At 61.3% G+C, this 21823-nt stretch carries 16 protein-coding genes; 6 read left to right on the plus strand and 10 right to left on the minus strand.

Translation table 11 applies throughout. From position 1 onward, the window contains the following. Positions 1-55: 55 nt before the first annotated feature. Positions 56-1030: a serine/threonine protein kinase gene (locus AB7M23_RS04370; protein WP_454240271.1), complete on the plus strand. Its 975-nt coding sequence runs from the start codon at positions 56-58 to the stop codon at positions 1028-1030. A 64-nt stretch (positions 1031-1094) separates the two neighbouring features. Further along, positions 1095-1982: an EamA family transporter RarD gene (gene rarD / locus AB7M23_RS04375; protein WP_454240272.1), complete on the plus strand. Its 888-nt coding sequence runs from the start codon at positions 1095-1097 to the stop codon at positions 1980-1982. Positions 1983-2192: 210 nt separating this feature from the next. Here rarD and AB7M23_RS04380 read toward each other — a convergent pair whose 3' ends face one another. Continuing rightward, the gene (locus AB7M23_RS04380) at positions 2193-2711 is read right to left on the minus strand and encodes a glycine cleavage system protein R (protein WP_065760752.1); all 519 of its coding nucleotides are present in this window, start codon (positions 2709-2711) and stop codon (positions 2193-2195) included. 438 nt (positions 2712-3149) lie between these two features. Here AB7M23_RS04380 and AB7M23_RS04385 point away from each other — a divergent pair, with 438 nt between their 5' ends. Next, the gene (locus AB7M23_RS04385; protein ID WP_454240273.1) at positions 3150-5327 is read left to right on the plus strand and encodes a malate synthase G; all 2178 of its coding nucleotides are present in this window, start codon (positions 3150-3152) and stop codon (positions 5325-5327) included. 64 nt (positions 5328-5391) lie between these two features. Here AB7M23_RS04385 and AB7M23_RS04390 read toward each other — a convergent pair whose 3' ends face one another. Continuing rightward, positions 5392-5838, minus strand: coding sequence for a response regulator (locus AB7M23_RS04390; protein WP_330522843.1), 447 nt, complete (start codon positions 5836-5838; stop codon positions 5392-5394). Between the two features lie 246 nt (positions 5839-6084). Between AB7M23_RS04390 and AB7M23_RS04395 the strand changes: the two genes are divergently transcribed. Both AB7M23_RS04395 and AB7M23_RS04400 read left to right on the plus strand, forming a co-directional pair. Then, entirely contained in the window at positions 6085-8022 is a 1938-nt protein-coding gene (locus AB7M23_RS04395; protein ID WP_102052228.1) for a DUF294 nucleotidyltransferase-like domain-containing protein, read from the plus strand. After that, entirely contained in the window at positions 8019-8729 is a 711-nt protein-coding gene (locus AB7M23_RS04400) for a 3'-5' exonuclease (protein ID WP_454240274.1), read from the plus strand. Before AB7M23_RS04395 ends, AB7M23_RS04400 begins: the two co-directional genes overlap by 4 nt. Positions 8730-8745: 16 nt before the next feature. On the opposite strand, the gene AB7M23_RS04405 is transcribed toward AB7M23_RS04400, so the two are convergent. From AB7M23_RS04405 to glnE, 8 genes are all read right to left on the minus strand, one after another. Then, positions 8746-10185 carry a lipopolysaccharide kinase InaA family protein gene (locus tag AB7M23_RS04405; protein ID WP_454240275.1) on the minus strand — a complete coding sequence of 480 codons (1440 nt, stop codon included), beginning with the start codon at positions 10183-10185 and terminating at the stop codon, positions 8746-8748. Beyond that, complete coding sequence (locus AB7M23_RS04410) at positions 10185-10937, minus strand: lipopolysaccharide kinase InaA family protein (protein WP_454240276.1); 753 nt, start codon at positions 10935-10937, stop codon at positions 10185-10187. Before AB7M23_RS04410 ends, AB7M23_RS04405 begins: the two co-directional genes overlap by 1 nt. Further along, positions 10934-11668: a lipopolysaccharide kinase InaA family protein gene (locus tag AB7M23_RS04415; RefSeq protein ID WP_102052198.1), complete on the minus strand. Its 735-nt coding sequence runs from the start codon at positions 11666-11668 to the stop codon at positions 10934-10936. The genes AB7M23_RS04410 and AB7M23_RS04415 overlap by 4 nt, the downstream gene beginning before the upstream one ends. Beyond that, positions 11668-12474 (minus strand): lipopolysaccharide core heptose(I) kinase RfaP, encoded by an 807-nt coding sequence (gene rfaP, locus AB7M23_RS04420; protein ID WP_102052199.1) that lies wholly within the window; start codon positions 12472-12474, stop codon positions 11668-11670. Before rfaP ends, AB7M23_RS04415 begins: the two co-directional genes overlap by 1 nt. Continuing rightward, entirely contained in the window at positions 12471-13595 is a 1125-nt protein-coding gene (locus tag AB7M23_RS04425) for a glycosyltransferase family 4 protein (protein WP_102052200.1), read from the minus strand. Before AB7M23_RS04425 ends, rfaP begins: the two co-directional genes overlap by 4 nt. Further along, the gene (gene waaC, locus AB7M23_RS04430) at positions 13595-14653 is read right to left on the minus strand and encodes a lipopolysaccharide heptosyltransferase I (protein WP_454240277.1); all 1059 of its coding nucleotides are present in this window, start codon (positions 14651-14653) and stop codon (positions 13595-13597) included. Before waaC ends, AB7M23_RS04425 begins: the two co-directional genes overlap by 1 nt. Next, positions 14654-15703 carry a lipopolysaccharide heptosyltransferase II gene (gene waaF / locus AB7M23_RS04435; RefSeq protein WP_065760762.1) on the minus strand — a complete coding sequence of 350 codons (1050 nt, stop codon included), beginning with the start codon at positions 15701-15703 and terminating at the stop codon, positions 14654-14656. Between the two features lie 144 nt (positions 15704-15847). Next, positions 15848-18778 (minus strand): bifunctional [glutamate--ammonia ligase]-adenylyl-L-tyrosine phosphorylase/[glutamate--ammonia-ligase] adenylyltransferase, encoded by a 2931-nt coding sequence (glnE, locus tag AB7M23_RS04440; RefSeq protein ID WP_454240278.1) that lies wholly within the window; start codon positions 18776-18778, stop codon positions 15848-15850. A 386-nt stretch (positions 18779-19164) separates the two neighbouring features. Between glnE and aceE the strand changes: the two genes are divergently transcribed. Next, positions 19165-21810, plus strand: coding sequence for a pyruvate dehydrogenase (acetyl-transferring), homodimeric type (aceE, locus tag AB7M23_RS04445; protein ID WP_454240279.1), 2646 nt, complete (start codon positions 19165-19167; stop codon positions 21808-21810). Positions 21811-21823: the final 13 nt, after the last annotated feature.

The following is a 21823-nucleotide window of genomic DNA, read 5'->3' on the forward strand; positions in this document are numbered from 1 at the left end:
ATTGCGCTACCATGCCAGGCATGATGCGGCTGCCTGCCGCACGGCAGGAGCGCGTATGTCACACCCCTTCGATACCCTCACCCCCGACCTGGTGCTGGACGCCGTGGAAAGCACCGGTTTTCTCAGCGATGCCCGGGTGTTGGCCCTCAACAGTTACGAGAACCGCGTCTATCAAGTCGGCATCGAAGACGCCGAACCGTTGATCGCCAAGTTCTACCGGCCCGGACGCTGGAGCAACGAGGCCATTCTCGAAGAGCACGCCTTCACTGCCGAACTGGCCGATTGCGATGTGCCGGTGGTCGCACCACTGGTTCACAACGGCGCCACCCTGTTCGAACACGCCGGTTTTCGCTTCACCCTGTTCCCACGGCGTGGCGGGCGAGCGCCCGAACCGGGCAATCTGGACCAACTCTATCGCCTCGGCCAACTGCTGGGGCGCTTGCACGCCGTAGGCGCTACCCGTCCGTTTCTGCACCGTGAAACCCTGGCGGTGGATAACTTCGGCCATGCTTCGCTCGCCACCCTGCTGGAAGGCAACTTCGTCCCCAAAAGCCTGCTGCCCGCCTATGAGTCGGTCGCACGTGACCTGCTCAAGCGCGTCGAGGCCATCTACGCGCAAACGCCGCACACGCTCATCCGCCTGCATGGCGACTGCCACCCCGGCAACATGATGTGCCGGGATGAGGTGTTCCATATCGTCGACCTGGATGACTGCCGCATGGGCCCGGCGGTTCAAGACCTGTGGATGATGCTTGCCGGCAGTCGGCAGGAGCGCCTGGGGCAACTGGCTGAACTGATGGACGGCTACAACGAGTTCCACGACTTCGACCCGAGGGAACTGGCCCTGATCGAACCGCTGCGCGCCTTGCGCCAGCTGCACTACAGCGCCTGGCTGGCCCGGCGCTGGGACGACCCGGCCTTCCCGCGTAGTTTCCCCTGGTTCGGTCAGGAGCGTTACTGGGGCGACCAGATCCTTGCACTACGTGAACAACGGGCCGCACTGGATGAAGAACCGCTGAAATTGTTCTGAAACCTGAAGCAGTCTGTCTACAATGGCGACTGCTTTTAGTTAGCTGCCTAAGCAAGGAATCTGCATGCACGCCGTCAACCCGCGCCGCGGGTACATCCTGGGCCTGACCGCCTACATCATCTGGGGCCTGTTCCCCCTCTATTTCAAAGCTCTGCAAGCCGTTCCGGCCGTCGAAATCATTGTTCACCGGGTGCTCTGGTCGGCCTTGTTCGGCTCACTGTTGCTGCTGGTCTGGAAACACCCCGGCTGGTGGCGCGAGCTACGCGAAAACCCTGGCCGGCTGGCGACCCTGGCCCTGAGCGGCGCGCTGATCGCCGGCAACTGGCTGACTTATGTCTGGGCCGTGAACAACGACCGCATGCTTGAGGCCAGCCTGGGCTACTACATCAATCCGCTGGTCAACGTTCTGCTGGGTATGCTTCTACTGGGCGAACGCCTGCGCCGCCTGCAATGGCTCGCCGTAGGCCTGGCAGCATTCGGGGTGGCGCAACAGGTGTGGCAGGTCGGTAGCCTGCCGTGGATTTCACTGATACTGGCACTGAGCTTCGGTTTCTACGGCCTGATCCGCAAAAGGGCGCCCGTTGCGGCACTGCCCGGGCTGGTAGTGGAAACCTGGATGCTAGTACCGCTGGCACTCGGCTGGCTGCTGCTCAACCCGCACGCCAACAGCGCACAGGCCAGCTTCTACGGCAGCAGCGAAGCCCTCTGGCTGATTGCAGCCGGGCCGGTCACGCTGGTGCCGCTGGTCTGCTTCAACGCCGCCGCGCGCCACCTGCCCTATACCACTTTGGGCTTCCTGCAGTACCTGGCGCCGACGCTGGTCCTGCTGCAGGCGGTGTGGCTGTTTGGCGAACACCTATCGAGCAGCACGCTGGTAGCGTTCATCTTCATTTGGGCGGGCCTGGCGCTGTACAGCGTCGATAGCTGGCTACGCCTGCGCAAAAATAGCTGATCAAAAAATATACAGATCGCTGCAGGCCACAGAGCACGTGGCCTGCAGCAACCTCTCCCAAGGTTATCCACAAGCTGATCCCCGTGCTTTGTGCACAAGCCCTTGAATCTGCTCATTTTTTGCTCAAACCTCCAGAGGCCGCAGCCGGCTTGGCGCTGCCAGGAGGCTCCCCAGGTTATCCACAGGGGCATCCCCGGTAAAACGGGATAACTACTCTTCCGGTCGTAACGTGAGCTCTACCATCAGATCGTCTGCCAGTTCTTCCAGGTGCTTCTGTAGCTGTTCGAGCGGCAAGGTCAGCGGCAGCGCCAACAACGCTTCCGCATAGAACAGCGGCTCACTGCTCATGGGGGCCGGTCGCACATCCGTGTTCAAGCGCTCAACGTTGATCCCCAGCTCGGCCAACAAACGCGTGATATCCCGAACGATGCCTGGCCGGTCGTTGCCGACCAGCTCCATCGCGATGGGCTTCCAGGTACACGAAGGTTCGATGCCGCTTTCGGCGATCAGCACGCGAATACCCTGGCTGGCCAGCGCCTGCAAGGCTTCGACCAACTCATCATAGGACTCCGCCGGAACGGCCACGCGCAAAATCCCGGCAAACTGGCCGGCCATCCGCGACATCCGGCTCTCGAGCCAGTTGCCGTTATGCTCGGCAATGCATTCTGCGATGCGCTCCACCTGGCCCGCCTTGTCGGCGGCAATCACTGTCAATACGAGATGATTCACGCGGCAGCCCTCTGCGTTTAACGGTTCGATTCGCCCGAATTGCCAAGGCGCCGGGAAAGTATAGGCAAGGCGCGGCAACCTGCCGCAGCCGTCCCAAAAGACAAATCGTGTACTGTTTTAAGATTTATCTGGAACAATCTCTCTGTTTTTTGAGAACATGTTGTCTTCCAGCGTGACCCCATGCGACCAAACGGTCGCAGAACGACGTATTTAGTCTAATTTTCACAACCGCCGCGCATCATGTAGTATGCCGCAGCGCGGACTACAAAACGTTGATTCGATGTCTGCCAAGGCGCCTGTGAAAATACGCAACCGCCCGCCAGCACGCCTGGCAGGCTGCACCCAGCCGCCCTCCGGGCAAGTTCTGGTGCCGTGTTTAGAGAAGCGCTACAGGCTTTAAATAGAAGAGCTGAATAGCTGAGCAGAGTGAGGCAAGCAATGACTGAACACGTTCAAGTCGGTGGCCTTCAGGTCGCCAAAGTCCTGTTCGACTTCGTGAACAACGAAGCCATTCCTGGAACCGGTATCAACGCCGAACAGTTCTGGGTGGGTGCGGAAAAGATCATCAACGACCTCGCTCCAAAGAACAAAGCCCTCCTGGCCAAACGTGACGACCTGCAGGCGAAGATCGACGCCTGGCACCAGGCACGCAAAGGCCAGGCACACGATGCTGCGGCCTACAAAGCCTTCCTTCAGGAAATCGGCTACCTGCTGCCAGAAGCGGCAGATTTCCAGATTTCCACCGAAAACGTCGATGACGAAATCGCTCGCATGGCCGGCCCACAACTGGTGGTTCCGGTCATGAATGCGCGCTTTGCCCTGAACGCATCCAACGCCCGCTGGGGCTCGCTGTACGACGCCCTGTATGGCACCGACGCCATCAGCGAAGCGGGTGGCGCGGAGAAAGGCAAAGGCTACAACAAGGTTCGTGGCGACAAGGTCATTGCCTTCGCTCGCGCCTTCCTCGATGAGTCCGCGCCACTGGCAGCCGGCTCCCATGTCGACGCCACCGCCTACCGTATCGAGAGCGGAAAACTGGTAGTCGCCCTCAAGGGTGGCAGCAACAGTGGCCTGCGCGATGATGCACAACTGATTGGCTTCCAGGGTGATGCGGCGAAACCGACCGCCATCCTGCTCAAGCACAACGGCCTGCACTTCGAGATCCAGATCGACGCCAACACCCCTGTCGGCCAAACCGACGCAGCGGGTGTAAAAGACATCCTGGTCGAAGCCGCCCTGACCACCATCATGGACTGCGAAGACTCCGTAGCTGCAGTCGATGCCGACGACAAAGTGGTGGTCTACCGCAACTGGCTCGGCCTGATGAAAGGCGACCTGTCTGAAAGCGTCAGCAAAGGTGGCCAGAGCTTCACCCGCACCATGAACCCGGACCGCGAGTACAGCACGCCTCAGGGTGGCACGTTGAGCCTGCACGGTCGTTCGCTGCTGTTTGTGCGTAACGTTGGTCACCTGATGACCATCGACGCCATTCTCGACAAAGACGGCAACGAAGTACCAGAGGGCATCCTCGACGGCCTGATCACCAACTTGGCGGCGGTGCACAACCTCAACGGCAACACCTCCCGCAAGAACAGCCGCACCGGCTCTGTGTATATCGTGAAGCCGAAAATGCATGGCCCTGAAGAAGCCGCATTTACCAATGAACTGTTCGGTCGCATCGAAGACGTTCTGGGCTTGAAACGTAATACGCTGAAAGTCGGCATCATGGACGAGGAGCGTCGTACCACGGTCAACCTGAAGGCCTGCATCCAGGCTGCCAGCGAGCGTGTAGTGTTCATCAACACCGGTTTCCTTGATCGCACCGGCGATGAAATCCACACCTCCATGGAGGCTGGCGCCATGGTGCGCAAAGGCGACATGAAAACCGAGAAGTGGATCGGCGCTTACGAGAACTCCAACGTCGATATCGGTCTGGCCGCTGGCCTGTCAGGTCGTGCACAGATCGGTAAAGGCATGTGGGCCATGCCGGACCTGATGGCCGGCATGCTCGAACAGAAGATCGCTCACCCGCTGGCTGGCGCCAACACTGCCTGGGTGCCGTCGCCAACGGCTGCTGCGCTGCACGCGCTGCATTATCACAAGGTCGACGTCTTCGCCCGCCAGGCGGAACTGGCCAAGCGCGCACCGGCTTCGGTCGACGACATCCTGACCATCCCGCTGGCCGCCAATACCAACTGGTCCGAAGAAGAGCTGCGTAACGAGCTGGACAACAACGCCCAGGGTATCCTCGGCTATGTTGTGCGCTGGATCGACCAAGGCGTTGGCTGCTCGAAAGTGCCGGACATCAACGATGTCGGCCTGATGGAAGACCGCGCCACCCTGCGGATTTCCAGCCAACTGCTGGCCAACTGGTTGCGTCACGGTATCGTCAGCGAAGCCCAGGTCATGGAGAGCCTCAAGCGCATGGCCCCCGTGGTCGACCGGCAGAACGCCAACGACCCGCTGTACCGCCCACTGGCACCAGACTTCGACAACAACATCGCCTTCCAGGCGGCAGTCGAACTGGTGGTAGAAGGCACCAAGCAGCCAAACGGCTACACCGAGCCGGTCCTGCACCGTCGTCGGCGCGAGTTCAAGGCGCGTAACGGCCTGTAACGCCATCGCCAGCACTGCCTCCTACCAGGGGGCGGTGCTGGCGGCGACGCACGCCGCCTCACGCTCAATTCACGCCCAACTCCCGCCGCACCAGCGCCAGCAACGCCTCCATATCGATCGGCCCGAGCAGAAAATCCACTACGCCCAGGCGCATTGCCGAGATCGCATCCTGCACATCAGCCTCGTCCGAGGTAATCACGATGGGCAAGGCCGCCCGTTCCGTCCCCCGAATCAACCGAATCAACCCCAGGCCATCGACCGGGGCCATATGCAGGCCCGTGATCAGCAGGCCGATTGTCCGATCCTTCTTCAGCCGCTGAAGTACCGCTTGGCCGTCATCCAGCACCAGGCACTGCACGCCATGGCTGGAGAGCTGCGCAGCCAGCAGGTCAGCGGCATTGCGCGGGTCATCGACAATCAATACTGTCAGGGCTGCCGGTGCCGGTGCCTGCATGACCGCACTTAGCGCCTCGCGCTCGGCGTCACTCAAGATACTTTCATGATCGGTCATCACGGCTCCATGCACGTAGAAAATTGCCCACTGGAACAAGTTCAGACTGCATTCGGACGCCTTGCAACCTGCCTTCTATCACTTAATGGATGGCCTGCAGCCCGCTCCTGACGCCAATCAACCTGCCTATGCCGCGTTTTTTAGACTTACGTCCAATGGGCACTGCCGGGCCTGCGACCGACCATGGAGGCAGACAAGAACAATCTTCGGCGCTGCGCCGCCGAGCCCAGAGATGTGGTCGAACACATGAGTAAAATGGACGCCTTCGCCCAAGCCGGCAAGACGGCAGTCATGCAGAACATTCAGGGAACCATGCAGTTCCTGCAGCGTTTCCCTCCGTTCAACCAGATGGAGAACGCTCATCTGGCCTATCTGGTTGAACAGTGCCAGTTGCGTTTCTATGCTGCCGACGAAAGTATCATCAAGCCCGCCGATGGACCTGTGGAGCATTTCTACATCGTCAAACAGGGGCGTGTGGTCGGCGAACGCCCGCACACCGCCAAACGCGGCACTGAAACCACCTTTGAAATCACCAGTGGCGAGTGCTTCCCACTGGCGGCGCTGCTGGGTGAGCGTGCGACCCGTACCGAGCATCTGGCCGCCGAGGACACCTTCTGCCTTCGGTTACCTAAAGCCGCGTTCATTCGTCTGTTCACGCTGTCTGACGTGTTCCGGGACTTCGCCCTGCGTGGGGTCAGCAGCCTGCTGGATCAGGTCAACCAGCAAGTCCAGCGCAAGGCCGTCGAAACCCTGGGCACTCAGTACTCGCTGAACACCCGCCTGGGTGAGCTGGCAATGCGTCACCCGGTGGTCTGCGGCCCCGAGACAGCGCTGCGCGAAGCAGTACGGCTGATGCATGAACAACAGGTTGGCAGCATCGTCATCGTCGACCCCCAGCGCGCACCGATTGGCATCTTCACCCTGCGCGACCTTCGCCAGGTGGTGGCCGACGCCAGCGCCGACTTCGCCACGCCGATCGAACAGCACATGACCCACGCGCCGTTCTTCCTCAGCCCCGAGGCCAGTGCCTTCGATGCGGCCATTGCGATGACCGAGCGGCACATCGCCCACGTTTGCCTGGTAGAAGACAAACGCCTGTGTGGCGTGGTCTCCGAACGTGACCTGTTCTCCCTGCAACGGGTGGACCTGGTGCACCTGGCCCGCACCATCCGCAACGCACCACGCATCGAGAACCTGGTATCGATGCGCGGCGAGATCGGTCAACTGGTCGAGCGCATGCTGGCCCACGGCGCATCCTCGACCCAGATTACCCAGATCATCACCTTGCTCAACGACCATACGGTCTGCCGCGTCATCGAGTTGGCGCTTCAAGACAAAGGCGATCCGGGCGTGCCGTTCAGTTGGCTGTGTTTTGGCAGCGAAGGGCGACGCGAGCAAACCCTGCATACCGACCAAGACAACGGCATTATCTTCGAGGCACGCGATGCGGCCCAGGCCGAAGAGATCCGCAGCAAGCTGTTGCCGCTGGCGCTGCACATCAACCAAGGCCTGGCCCAATGTGGATTCACCCTGTGCAAAGGCAACATCATGGCCAGCAATCCACAGCTGTGCCTCTCACGCGCCGAGTGGGCCCGCCGCTTCGCCGCCTTCATTCGTGAAGCCACGCCGGAGAACCTGCTGGCTTCAAGCATCTACTTTGACCTTCGGGTGGTCTGGGGCGACGAAAGCGCCTGCGAGCAACTGCGTCAGGGCATTCTTGAGCAGGTAGCCGACAACCGTCTGTTCCAGCGCATGATGGCCGAAAACGCCTTGCGTCAGCGCCCACCGGTCGGCCGTTTCCGGGACTTCGTCCTGACGCGCCAGGGCGACGACAAGGCCGCAACACTCGACCTGAAGGTTCAGGGCCTGACACCGTTCGTCGATGGCGCACGCCTGCTCGCGCTGGCCAATGGCATCGGCGCCAACAACACCCTGGAGCGCCTGCGCCAACTGGTTGCCAAGGACGTCATCGACCCGCTGGACGGTGCGGCCTATGAAGAGGCCTACCACTTCATCCAGCAAACCCGGATGCAGCAACACCAGTTGCAAACCCGGCATCACCTGCCCTACTCCAACCGCGTCGACCCAGACAGCCTGAACCATCTGGACCGACGCATCCTGCGTGAATCCCTGCGCCAGGCCCAGCGCCTGCAAGCCAGCCTGACCCTGCGGTACCAGTTATGAGTCTGTTTGCCTGGCTGCGGCCCCGCCAGCCCCACCTTAACGAACAACAAGCGCAGCGCCTGGCACAATTGCCTGGCGCTGCCGCCCTCGACGAGCGCCCGCTAGACGAACAACGCTGGGTTGTGCTCGACCTGGAGACCAGTGGGTTGAACGTCAACCGTGACCAGGTACTGTCGATTGGTGCGGTAGTCATTGAGGACGGCGCCATCGACTTCAGTCAACAGTTTGAGCGCACCCTGCACCGACACGACCACAAACTCAGCCCCAGCGTGCTGATCCATGGCCTTGGCCCAAGCGCCATTGCTGCCGGTTGCGACCCCGCGGAAGCCTTGCTTGACCTGATGGAGTTCGTTGGCGAAAGCCCGATACTAGCCTTTCATGCACCCTTTGATCAGCGCATGCTCAGTCGCGCCCTGAAAGACAGCCTGGGTTACCGCCTGCAACACCCTTTCATCGATGTGGCCGAACTGGCCCCCCAGCTCAACCCCAACGCCACCTTGCGTGAAGCCGGGCTTGATGACTGGACCTACTACTTCGGCCTGGAGGCCAGCGAACGCCACCATGCCAGTGCCGACGCCATGGTCACTGCCGAACTGGCCCTGATCCTGTTCAACCAGGCAAAACGGCAAAACATCGACAGCCCCTTGGCGCTTGAACAGCGGCTAAACGGCTGGCGCCGGCGTCAGCAGCAGCGTCAGCTCTTCTAAGCAAGCACGCTGACGCTCAGGCAAGCGTCGGCAGTTCCCGATCCAGCCGCTGGTACAGGGCGCTGTCCGTGGGCCAGTTGCGCAGCAACCGCGCCCGGTCACGGGCAAATGCCGGGGCGAAGCTGAGCTGGGTCGCATGGTGGCTCATCGCATCCAGGTCAATCAGCGCCCAACGACCATCCTGCCAGAACAGGTTATGCCCCTTCAGGTCACCATGGCTGATGCGCTCATGGATCAAGCGCTCCAACAACTGCTGTAGAGCCTGCAACTGCTCCTGAGGCACATCGCCGCTCTCGACATACGGCGCAAAGCACTCGACCAGGTCAGGCCCGTCCATGTACTCGGTCACCAGGTAAGCACGACCACGCAAGCCGCAGGTCCGCCGTTCCAGTACCGCCAGCGGCTTCGGCGTGGCGATTTCCAGAAACGTCAGGCGATGCCCTTCAATCCATGAATGCCAGGCACGGCTCGGACGCCAGAAGCGCTTGAACCAATGAGCGGCATTCTTGATGTTGTAGCGTTTGATCACCAGATGGCGGCCATCGACCTCGACCCGAGCGACACTGGCGGCCCCTCCGGTCTTGTACATAAGCCCCTGTTCGATCAACGTATCGGCCTGCTCCAGCACAGCGCTCATCGCGGCCAACTCATCGCGGCGCACGGCCCGCAACCCGGAAAGCCCGCGTTCGACGCTAAACAGCGTGCATTCACGGCCGGCCTTGTCCAGGTAGTCCTTCAGCCGCCAGGCACGCACCTTGTCGGTCTGTTTCTGCAGCGCTTCCAGTACCAGCGCATGTTCACCATTGGCCAACAGGTAATGAACCAACAGTTCTTCGATGTACGGCTCAAGACGCTTGGGCAACTGTGCAAACAACACCCCAAGGTTCTGCAGCACCCGATCACGAGACAGCGGCTGGCCTGGGGTTTCGGCCTTGATACCGGCCCCGTCGATCAGGTACAGCTGGCCGTTGTGACGCAACAGGTTGTCCAGGTGCAGGTCTTCCTGCCAAAGGCCCTTGGCATGCATCTGCGCCACCGCAGCCAGTGCCTCGCCCAGCACCTGCTGTTGCTCGTCTGCCAGCAACGGCAGGTTCTCCACTTCGGCCCAGGCGTCGGCCAGGCTGAGGGCACCCTCAAGAAACTCGAACAGCAGCCAGCCACCCTCGCCCTCGCGCAGGCCATCTGCCAACAGCCGCGGCGTGGTCAGCCCTTGCCCGGCAAGCAAGCGCACGCCCTCCAGCTCACGCTGAAAGTGCCGCGCAGCGCTGTTGCCCACCAGCAGCTTGGCCAGTACGGGCTTGCCACGCCAGACCCCGGCACCGACATAGCGTTGCCCAGGCAGCACCCGCAACAGCGTGAGCAGTTGCAGATCGGCAGCACCGGCTGCATCGGCCAGGGAAATGCTCAGTGGCAGCGTCGGGCGACGTCCGGCGCTCTTGAGTTCAGACAATTGCATCAGCGAGCCTCTTTAATACAGCGGCGGCGCGTCAGGCGCTCCAACCAATTATCGACCAAAGCGCTGTCTGCTGGCTGTTTCAGATAAGCCGCCAGCAGCACACGCACATCGCCTTCGCTCCAGGCCTGGGCACGCCGCAGCAATGGTTCCAGGTCTTTCAGCCGGTCGCGCATGCCAAACAACAACGGTCGCGTCTTCTCCAGGTCAATCAGCCGTGCCTGCCAGCCATCACGGCGCTCACGCAGAAAAATATGCTTGGGATAGAAGCAGCAATGCACCTGACCGGCACGGTGCAGCTTACGCGCGGATCGTCCACACACCTGAAGAATGCCCTGACGCTTCGACGCCGACAGCTGCGGCCACTTTTCCAGCAGGCTTTCCAGGTCGCTCCAGTCGTCCAGTGCACGGGTCATCAGAATGGCTCGACGCTCACCGCGAATACGCCGCTCACCGTAGTAGACCGCCTGCAACGCAGGGATGCTCAGGGCCTGGTAACGGCTGATATTGCGAAACTCGCGGGCAAACGTCGGCTCACCGAATGGCCGGTGCAAGGTGCGAGTCAGGTAGTTGCTCTGACGCTTCAGGTAGTAGCCCTTCCCCTCAAGCTCCAAGCGGTAAACGCTGCTCCAGCCACCACGCCCGGTATTGGGCTCATCGACCGCATCGAGCTGCAGTGCCCATAGTTGGTCGAAATCGCTCAGGCCATGACGGGCGAGCAATGCCAACTCGCCACTGGCCAGAAAATCGCTCATTCACGTCCCTCAAAAAACCTGACAACATGCCGAATGCGCCGCTTGTCCGCCGCATCGAGCCGCTTGCACCCACGGTACTGCAGGTAGAAGCGCAATCTTTGGGTAGCCGACAACTGATACTTGGCCACTTTATCCAGGCATGCCAAATCCTTTGTAATCCGGTAGCGCAGCATAAAGCCCCACCAGAAGTCGCCCGTCGGGCAGTCGATCAGGAACAACGTGCCCTGATCATCGACCAGCAGGTTGCGCCACTTAAGGTCATTGTGGGTAAAACGCTGGTCATGCATGCAGCGGGTATGCCGCGCCAGCTGTTGACTCAGGTGGTCAACCCAGGCGCGGTCACGCAAGCGCGGGTCACGGCGTTCCGCCAGCGCCGACAAGTCTTCGGTATGCGGCAACTCACGGGTAATCATCGCCCCGCGGCTAAAACTCAGGCCGTTGCGCTCCAAGCCCCAGGCGATCACTTCGGCGGTAGGGATGTTCCACTTTGCAAACTGCCTGAGGTTCTGCCATTCCGCTTTGATCCGTGGGCGCCCGAGGTAACGGCGCAGGCCTTTGCCAGCACCGACATAGCGTTTGACGTAATAGTTGATTCCGTCGCGCTGAACCCGGATCACCTCGCTCAACAGATCGTGCGTCAAGCGCTCACCCTGAAGCGCGAAGACCGCATCGATACTGCCAAAATCGGCTGCGAGTGCCGCATAGGCAGGGTCAAGTGTCCAACCCGCCATCAGAGCGCATCCCCATACCGTTGCTTGCGCGCATAGAGCTTCTGGGCCTTGCCCTCCAGCCAGCGCAACAAGGCTGCTTCTTCGGCCAGAACCTGACGCAATGGCTGCTGAAAATAGCCGCGCAGGAAACGCAGCTTGTCCCGCGGAGTCAGGCCAATGTCCAGAGCCGAGAAATACAGCGCAGCCAGGTCTTTGTCGCGCCAGCGCCGGGAGATCTGCGCGCGGGTTTGAGCGCGGTGCAGGTCGATCACCGAAAGCTTGAAGTCATCCGCCGTCACTGGACGGTCGGTGTGCAGCAGGAAGTGACAGATGTAGCAGTCACGGTGATTGACCCCTGCGCGGTGCATGGTGCCGGTCATGCGCGCCACTTCCGCAATCAACGCCCTCTTCAGGCGTGGCTCTGGTGGCTGCTGGGTCCAGTTCAGGCTGAAATCTTCCAGGCTGACCGTGGGCGCCAGTTCCTCCGTCACGATGAACGAGTGCTGGGTCGCCGGGTTGCTGCCACGCTCACCATAGGCCACTGCGGTCATGGTGGGGACGCCGACCTGGTGCAGGCGCTCAATGGCGCGCCATTCCTGGCCAGCACCGAGCACCGGCAGCTTGGCCGTGAACAGGTTCTTGAAGATCTCACCCCAGCCAATGCCACGGTGAATCTTGACGAAATAACCCCGCCCCTCGACCTCGGTGCGCAGGGTACGGCGGCCCTCCAGCTCGCGGTACACCTGGCCTTGCAAGGCTTCAACAGCCTCGAAGGCATCGCACCCGGCCCACAGGCGCTTGAAGGGTTCAGCCAGTTTCAGCTTCATGCGCGCTCCTGCGCCAGAATCACATCGGCGGCATGCTCGGGCATGCTGTACAAGTCGGCACTGTCGGCAAACGCCAAACCATTACGCGCCCAGGCGGCGCGAGCGGTGTTGTCTTCAAGCATGCGTTGCAGGTACTGGTTAAGCTGCTCCTGCTCGAAGGGTTCATCGAGCACCAGGCCGCTGTCAGCCTCGGCAATGTAATGGGCATAACCACAGACCGCCGAGACCAGCACCGGCAAACCCGCCACCAGGGCTTCCAGCAACACCGTACCGGTGTTCTCGTTGTAGGCCGGGTGAATCAACAGGTCGGCACCGAGCAGGAAGCGCGGAATATCGCTGCGCCCCTTGAGGAACTGCACATGCTCACCCAGGCCCAGCGCCGTACTCTGCAGCTGGAACACCTTGGGGTCGTCCTGACCGATCACCATCAGTCGGGTACGTTTGCGCAAGTCCGAAGGCAGTGCCGCCAGGGCTTTCAGGCTGCGATCGACACCTTTGGTCTTGAAACCCGAACCGATCTGCACCAGCAACAGCTCATCGTCCGACAGCTTGAACTCACGGCGAAACGCCGCACGAATCTCTGCGGCGTTGGCCGGCGCCCGGCGATCCTGAGAGATGCCCGGTGGCAGCAAGTGGAAACGTTGCAGCGGCGTGCCGTAGTGTTTGATGAACAGTGGCTGTTGCACTTCGGAGATCATCAAGATTTCAGTCTTGGACTCTGGCGCAAATACCGCCCGCTCGTACTCGGCAAAATGCCGGTAGCGGCCCCAACGCCGGTACAGCGAGTTACGCAGGGTCTGCGCCTTGTCCTCGAAGCAGCCGTCAGCCGCATAGTAAACGTCCAGGCCGGGCATCTTGTTGAAACCGATCAAGCGATCGACCGGGCGTTTGGCCAGGTCGGCCGCCATCCAGGCACTGAGCTTTTCATTGCGTCGGTGGTTGAACAGCGCCTTGACCGGCGCCACCAACACTTCAAAGCCCGGAGGTACATCGCCCTCCCAGATCAACGTGTAGACACGGATCTGGTGCCCGCGACGCTGGCACTCCAACGCAATGCGCATGAAGTCGCGTTGCAGGCCACCGAACGGGAAATACTTGTAGAGCACAAAAGCCAGTTGCATCAACGAACATCCTCAGCCAGCAGCAGCGCGCTCAATCGGCCCGCGACGTGCTCGGGATTCAAGCGAGTGAAACACAACGGCCACTCGCGTTTGAGATCGAACCGACGCTGATCGTCAGCGCTCGGTTTGTAGGTGCATTTTTTCTGCAGGCAGGGCGCACAGGGGAAATTGCTCCCCAGGTGTATCTGCGCCTTGCCATAGGCACCGGTGAGCCCAGGGTTGGTCGGCCCGAACAAGGACAGGGTTGGCACATCCAGCGCTGCCGCCAAGTGCCCGAGGCCGGTATCTACCGCCACACAGGCCCTGGCCGACGCCAGCACCCGGGCGACACCGGCCAGATTCAGTTTCGGCAAGACCTTGGCATTGCTCAGCCCTTGGGCAATACGCTCGGCACGCGCACGCTCGGCCGGGTTCCCCCACGGCAAACGCACCTCGACACGCAGGCGGCCCATGCGCTCGGCCAGCTCTCGCCAGTAGGCCTCAGGCCAGTGCTTGGTGTCCCAGGTGGTGCCATGCAGAAACACCACGAACGGTGCCGCGATGCCTTCCTGCAAGCGGGCACGATCAAGGCCGTAGTCACCCAAACCGGAAGGCAGGTCGTAGCCCAGCGACAAGGCGAACAGCTGACGCACCCGCTCGACCGCGTGCTGGCCATTGGCAACCGACAGTCGGCGGTCATAGAACCGGCTCGACAGGCCTTCGCGGGCCGAATAGCGGTCAAGGCCAGCAACCGGCGCCTTGACGTAGCGGGTCAACCAGGCGCTCTTGACCAGGCCTTGAGCATCGATCACCAGGTCGTACTGGCGTTCACGCAGACGCTGCTTGAACTGGCGCCATTCGCCGCTCTTGAAGGTCTGCCAGAGGTTCTTGCGCCAGCGGCGGATAGCCACCGGAATGACCGTGTCCACCGCAGGATGCCAACTGGGGATCTCGGCGAAACCCTCTTCGACCACCCAGTCGAAGCGGATGCCGGGAATCGCCCGGGACGCATCGGTCAGCGCCGGCAACGCGTGAATCACGTCACCCAGAGAAGACGTCTTGATCAGCAATACCCGCACTTAGTCGACCTCGGCCATGACATCAATCAACGTCGGGCCGTTCAACCGCTGCAGCGCGGCAGCCACGGCATCCGGCTCCAGCTGGCGCAGGCAATTGTAGTGACCAAAGCGGCAGGTCCGCTCGAAACACGGGCTGCACTCAAGGCCCAGGCGAACGATTTCCACCTGATCGGCCAACGGCGGGGTGAAGCCCGGCGAGGTCGAGCCATAAACCGCCACCAGCGGACGGTTAAGGGCCGCAGCCACATGCATCAGGCCAGAGTCGTTGGACACCACCGCGTCACTGCAGGACAGCAGGTCGATCGCCTCGGCCAGGGAGGTTTCGCCACTGAGGTTGGTCGACTCCTCGCGCAGCCCAGGGATCAGCCGCTCACGGATCGACTCGCCCACCGCATGGTCGTTCTTCGAGCCAAACAGCCACACCTGCCAGCCTTCACGGATCTTGATTTCAGCGACCTTGGCGTAATGCTCGGACGGCCAACGCTTGGCCTCACCAAACTCGGCGCCAGGGCACAAGGCCAATACCGGGCGATCCAGGCTCAGGCCGAACTTGGCCAGCGCGGCCTCTCGGCTTTCGGCCTCGATGCGCAGGTTCGGACGCGGGTAGGGTTGGGGCAGCTCGGCACCGGCCGGATACGCCAGGGCCATGAAGCGCTCGATCATCAAGGGATAGCGTGCCTTGTCGAGCGTGCGCACATCATTGAGCAGACCGTAGCGGAACTCGCCACGCCAGCCGGTACGCCGAGCGATGCCGGCAAAGAACGGCACCAGCGCCGACTTCATCGAATTGGGCAACAGAATCGCCTGATCGTACTCGCCAGCCAGGGATTTACCGATACGCCGACGGGTCGCCAACTCCAGCACGCCGTGGCCGAGCGGGAAGCTCAAGGCCTTGCGCACTTCAGGCATACGCTCAAGGATCGGCCGGCTCCATTCAGGTGCCAGCACATCGATCACACACTCGGGGTGATGCTGCTTCAGGCAATGGAACAGGGTCTGTGCCATTACCATGTCGCCCACCCAGCTGGGCCCAATGATCAAAATTCTCATGCTTTATCCAGAAACGATCAGGGAGGCTGCAGCCTGTTCATCAACAGCCTGGCCTCCCCTCTTTATAATCAGGCTTGATCCGACCAGTGTACGCCATGTGGTCGCAGCAGGCCTTCCATCGCCTGAATCAACGGCTCGAACCCCTCACTTCAGACCCAACTCAGCCCAGATACGCCGCACCTCGCGCCGCTCGCTGACGAACTGCCCGGCATCGATGACCCCGGCCTGTTTCTGCAAGGCCTGGCGATGTGCAGCCGAACGGAATGCCTTGTAGACCTCACGCAGCAGCACCGCATCGCTGACCGGCATCAGCCCGACTTCCTCAAGCCCTTCAAGGATGCGGATGTTATCGGTGTAACGCAGCAAGGCCGGATGCTTGTCAGACCAGGCCAAAGCGGCGTATTGCACCATAAATTCGATATCGACGATACCACCGGCGTCCTGCTTGATATCGAAGGGCATACCGGCTTCATAGGCATTGGCCGCCGTACCGGCAGCCGTCGCCTTGGTCCCGAGGTTGTCGCGCATCTTGGCGCGCATCTCACTCACTTCGGCCTGCAGTTTACCCAAGTCGCGGCTCTGACCGAGGATACGGGCACGTACGCCTTCGAACGCTGCGCCGACCTGCGGGCACCCGACCAACACACGGGCACGCACCAGCGCCTGATGCTCCCAGGTCCAGGCCTCGTTCTGCTGATAACGCTCGAACGCGCCCAGCGAACTCACCAACAGCCCCGAGGCGCCGGACGGACGCAAGCGCATGTCGACATCGTACAACTGGCCGGAGTTGGTCTGAGTGGTCAGCAAGTGGATGATCCGCTGCCCCAGACGCGTGAAAAACTGCGCGCTGTCGATCGGTTTGGCGCCGTCGGTTTCGGCTTGCGGGTCGCCGTCATGGATAAACACCAGGTCAAGGTCCGAGCCGTGGCCCAACTCGATACCGCCCACCTTGCCGTAGCCCACAATAATGAAGCCCGGATCGCACAGGCTACCGTCGCTGCGCTTAGGCTGGCCATGACGGGCCACCGTCTGGCGCCAGGCCAAGGCCAGCACCTGATCGAGGATCGCTTCAGCCAACCAGGTCAGGTAGTCACTGACCTTCATCAATGGCAGGTTGCCGGCAATTTCCGACGCGGCAACACGCAGGCTGTGCGCCAGTTTGAAGTGCCGCAGCGCCTCCATCTGCTGCTCCAGGTCATCCTCGGGAATACGCGTCAGCCGCTCACGCAGCTCGGCAGCCAGCTCCGGCGCATGAGGCGGGCTGAACAGGCGACCTTCATTGAGCAGCTCATCAAGCAGCAGCGGGAAGCGCGCAATCTGCTCGGCAATCCAGGGGCTGGCGGCACAGAGGGTCAGCAAGCGCCGCAAGGCGCCTGGGTTTTCAGTCAGTAGCACCAGATAGGCGGAACGCCGCGCCACCGCCTCGACAAGCGGCAATACCCGCTCCAGTACCAGATCGGGATCAGCATGCTCCACCGCTTGCGCCAGCAGGCGTGGAATAAAGGCATCCAGGCGCTCACGACCCAGGCGCTGCATGGCACGCAACTGTGGGCTTGCGCGCAGACCGGCCAGTTGTTTCAGGGCCTTGGGCCCGTCGACGAACCCGGCGTCCTGCAACTGACGGCAGGCGGCCTCCTCATCCTGTACCTCTTCCCACAACGGCAGCCATTCGCCTCCGACCACCTCTTCACCGGCTTCGCTGTCCTCGTCGGGGTCGGCAATGACCTGACGGAAATGCCAGTCGATGCGCCCACGCCAGTACATCAACTGTTCATGGAACGCCGCCCAGTCGGCAAAGCCAAGCATAAAGGCGATCCGGGCACGGTCCTGCTCACTGTCAGGCAGCATTTGTGTCTGGCGGTCGGCAATCGCCTGGATGGCATGCTCGGTATAACGCAGGAACTCATAGCCCTCACGCAGTTCGGCAACCACCGCTGGCGGCAGGTAGCCCTGCCCTTCAAGGGTTGCCAGCACCTTGAGCAGCGGCCGCTGTTGCAGGCTCAGGTCACGCCCGCCGTGAATCAACTGGAACGCCTGGGCGATAAATTCGACCTCGCGGATACCGCCCGCCCCCAGCTTTATATTGTCGGCCATGCCCTTGCGCCGGACTTCCTGCTGGATCAACTGCTTCATGGTGCGCAGCGCTTCGATCGCCGAGAAGTCCAGATAACGCCGGTAAACGAATGGCCGCAGCATTTCCTGCAACTGCGCGCCAGTGGTCTGATCGCCAGCCACTACCCGCGCCTTGATCATCGCGTAGCGTTCCCAGTCTCGACCCTGGTCCTGGTAGTACTGCTCAAGGGCATTGAAGCTGAGCACCAGCGCGCCAGCCGAGCCATAAGGGCGCAAACGCATGTCGACCCGGAATACGAAACCGTCGACGGTGACCGGGTCCAGCGCCTTGATCAGGCGTTGACCAAGGCGGGTAAAGAACTCCTGATTATCCAGCGAACGTTTGACCCCTTCGGTTTCCCCGCCTTCCGGGTAGGCGAAGATCAGGTCAATATCCGAAGACAGGTTCAGCTCGACCGCGCCGAGCTTGCCCATGCCAAGCACCACCATGTGCTGCGGCTCGCCGCTACGGTGGCCGATGGGTGTGCCGAACTGCTGGCACTGACGCGGGTACAGCCATTGATAGACCTGATCGATAGCCGCATCGGCCAGGTCGGAAAGGTCACGGCACGTCTGCACCAGATCGGCCTGGCGATTCAGATCACGCCATATGATCCGCACCTGCTGGCGCGTGCGCTGCCGGCGCAGGTTGCGCGCCAACTCGTCTTCCGTCGTGGCCGCCTGGGCCGCTGCAGCCACCTGGGCGCACAGCTCACCGACAACGAACGGGCGATCCAGCTCGCCACTGGCCAGCAGGTCCAGGAGCATCTGCGGGTCTCGCAGCACCTGTTGCAGTACAAAATCACTGGCCGCGCAAACCCGGTCAAACTGCTGCCAGCGCTCTGGGCTCCAGTCGTCCAGTTGCAGGCCAGCGTCTGCGACCGCACTGCGCAGCGACTGTTTATTGCGCTCGACCAGCGGCGCGAAGGAAGCGGGCAACTCGGCCAGCGAAGGCAAGCTCATGGTCTATCCTTGAACGGCGTGAAAAAGTGGTGGGCTGCAAGGCACGTAAAACAAGGCCTCGGACAGACTGTCGTACAAAAGTTATAAATAGCTGAAAAAACCGATTTCTTGGTAGAAAACATCACAGCGAACCCTTTGATGACGGAGCTTTTACCACCCGTATCGATTTTTCCCACAACCCGAGCAGAGGCCACGAGCCATTTTTCTGTAGTTTTACTACTATCAATTCGCCTCAAAAGCATGAAATGCCGATTGATTTGTAGTAAAACTACACAGCGCCGGGACCCTATCCGGTAATCCAAGAATTCATGTCGCCTGCCCACAAGGCCAGGCGCCAAAAAACTCAGGCCACCGATTCTGGTAGCCTTTCCGCCCTGGAGCAAGCCATGCAAGACCTCGATCCCGTCGAAACCCAGGAATGGCTGGACGCCCTGGAGTCGGTTCTCGACAAAGAAGGCGAAGACCGCGCTCACTACCTGATGACCCGTATGGGCGAGCTGGCAACCCGTAGTGGTTCGCAGCTGCCATATGCCATCACCACGCCATACCGCAATACCATTCCCGTCACCCACGAAGCACGCATGCCTGGCGACCTGTTCATGGAACGCCGCATTCGCTCGCTGGTGCGCTGGAACGCGCTGGCCATGGTAATGCGTACCAACCTGAAAGACTCGGATCTGGGTGGCCACATCTCCAGCTTCGCCTCCAGTGCCACCCTGTATGACATTGGCTTCAACTACTTCTTCCAGGCCCCGACCGATGAACACGGCGGCGACCTGATCTTCTTCCAGGGCCACGCCTCGCCGGGCGTCTACGCCCGCGCGTTCATGGAAGGCCGCATCAGCGAAGAGCAGATGAACAACTTCCGCCAGGAAGTCGATGGCAATGGCCTGTCGTCGTACCCGCACCCATGGCTGATGCCTGACTTCTGGCAGTTCCCGACCGTTTCGATGGGCCTGGGCCCAATCCAGGCGATCTACCAGGCACGCTTCATGAAGTACCTGGAAAGCCGTGGCTACATCCCTGAAGGCAAGCAGAAGGTCTGGTGCTTCATGGGTGACGGCGAGTGCGACGAGCCGGAATCCCTGGGCGCAATCGCCCTGGCCGGCCGCGAGAAGCTGGACAACCTGATCTTCGTCATCAACTGCAACCTGCAGCGCCTCGACGGCCCGGTTCGCGGCAACGGCAAGATCATCCAGGAACTCGAAGGCGTGTTCCGTGGCGGTGGCTGGAACGTCAACAAAGTCGTCTGGGGCCGTTTCTGGGACCCACTGCTGGCCAAGGACACCCACGGTATCCTGCAGCGCCGCATGGACGAAGTCATCGACGGCGAGTACCAGAACTACAAGGCCAAGGACGGCGCGTTCGTCCGTGAGCACTTCTTCAACACCCCAGAACTCAAGGCCATGGTCGAAGACCTGTCCGACGACGAGATCTGGAAGCTCAACCGTGGTGGCCACGACCCGTACAAGGTCTACGCGGCCTACCATCAGGCGGTCAACCACAAAGACCAGCCGACTGTCATCCTGGCCAAGACCATCAAGGGTTACGGCACCGGTGCAGGCGAAGCCAAGAACACCGCGCACAACACCAAGAAGGTCGACATCGACAGCCTGCGGCTGTTCCGCGACCGCTTCGACATCCCGGTCAAGGATGACGAACTGGAAAACCTGCCGTTCTTCAAACCGGAAGAAGGCAGCGCCGAAGCCCGTTACCTGAGCGAGCGCCGTGCCGCCCTGGGTGGCTTCGTGCCTCAGCGTCGCGCCAAGAGCTTCAGCATCCCGACTCCGCCACTGGAAACCCTCAAGGCAATCCTGGACGGCTCGGGCGACCGTGAAATCTCCACCACCATGGCCTTCGTGCGGATCCTCGCGCAACTGGTCAAGGACAAGGAAGTCGGCCAGCGCATCGTGCCGATCATCCCGGACGAAGCCCGTACCTTCGGTATGGAAGGCATGTTCCGTCAGTTGGGCATCTACTCCTCGGTCGGCCAGCTCTACGAGCCAGTCGATAAAGACCAGGTGATGTTCTACCGCGAAGACAAGAAGGGCCAGATCCTCGAGGAAGGCATCAACGAAGCGGGCGCCATGTCCTCCTTCATCGCTGCCGGTACCTCGTACAGCTGCCACAACCAGCCGATGCTGCCGTTCTACATCTTCTACTCGATGTTCGGCTTCCAACGTATCGGCGACCTGGCCTGGGCCGCTGGCGACAGCCGCACCCGTGGTTTCCTGATCGGCGGTACCGCGGGTCGCACCACGCTCAACGGCGAAGGCCTGCAGCACGAAGACGGTCACAGCCACATGCTGGCTGGCACCATCCCGAACTGCCGCACCTACGACCCGACCTATGGCTATGAACTGGCGGTAATCATCCGCGAGGGCATGCGCCAGATGATGGAAGAGCAGCAGGACATCTTCTACTACATCACCGTGATGAACGAAGCCTACACCCAGCCAGCCATGCCGGCCGGTGTCGAGGAAGGCATCATCAAGGGTATGTACCTGCTCGAGGAAGACACCCGCGAAGCGGCGCACCACGTTCAACTGATGGGCTCCGGCACCATCCTGCGTGAAGTCCGCGAAGCGGCGAAGATCCTGCGTGAAGAGTTCAACGTCGGCGCTGATGTCTGGAGCGTTACTAGCTTCAACGAACTGCGTCGCGACGGCCTGGCCGTAGAGCGCAGCAACCGCCTGCACCCTGGCCAGAAGCCAAAGACTACCTACGTCGAAGAGTGCCTGGCTGGCCGTAAGGGCCCGGTCATTGCCTCCACCGACTACATGAAACTGTTCGCCGAGCAGATTCGTCAGTGGGTACCGAGCAAAGAATTCAAAGTCCTGGGTACCGATGGCTTCGGTCGCAGCGACAGCCGCAAGAAACTGCGTCACTTCTTCGAAGTCGACCGCAACTTCGTAGTGCTGGCTGCCCTGGAAGCCTTGGCCGACCGTGGCGATATCGAACCGAAAGTGGTGGCTGAAGCCATCGCCCGTTTCGGCATCGACCCGGAAAAACGCAACCCACTGGACTGCTGAGGAGTATTTCTAA

It is taken from the genome of Pseudomonas sp. HLS-6 TE3448 (genome assembly GCF_053629555.1).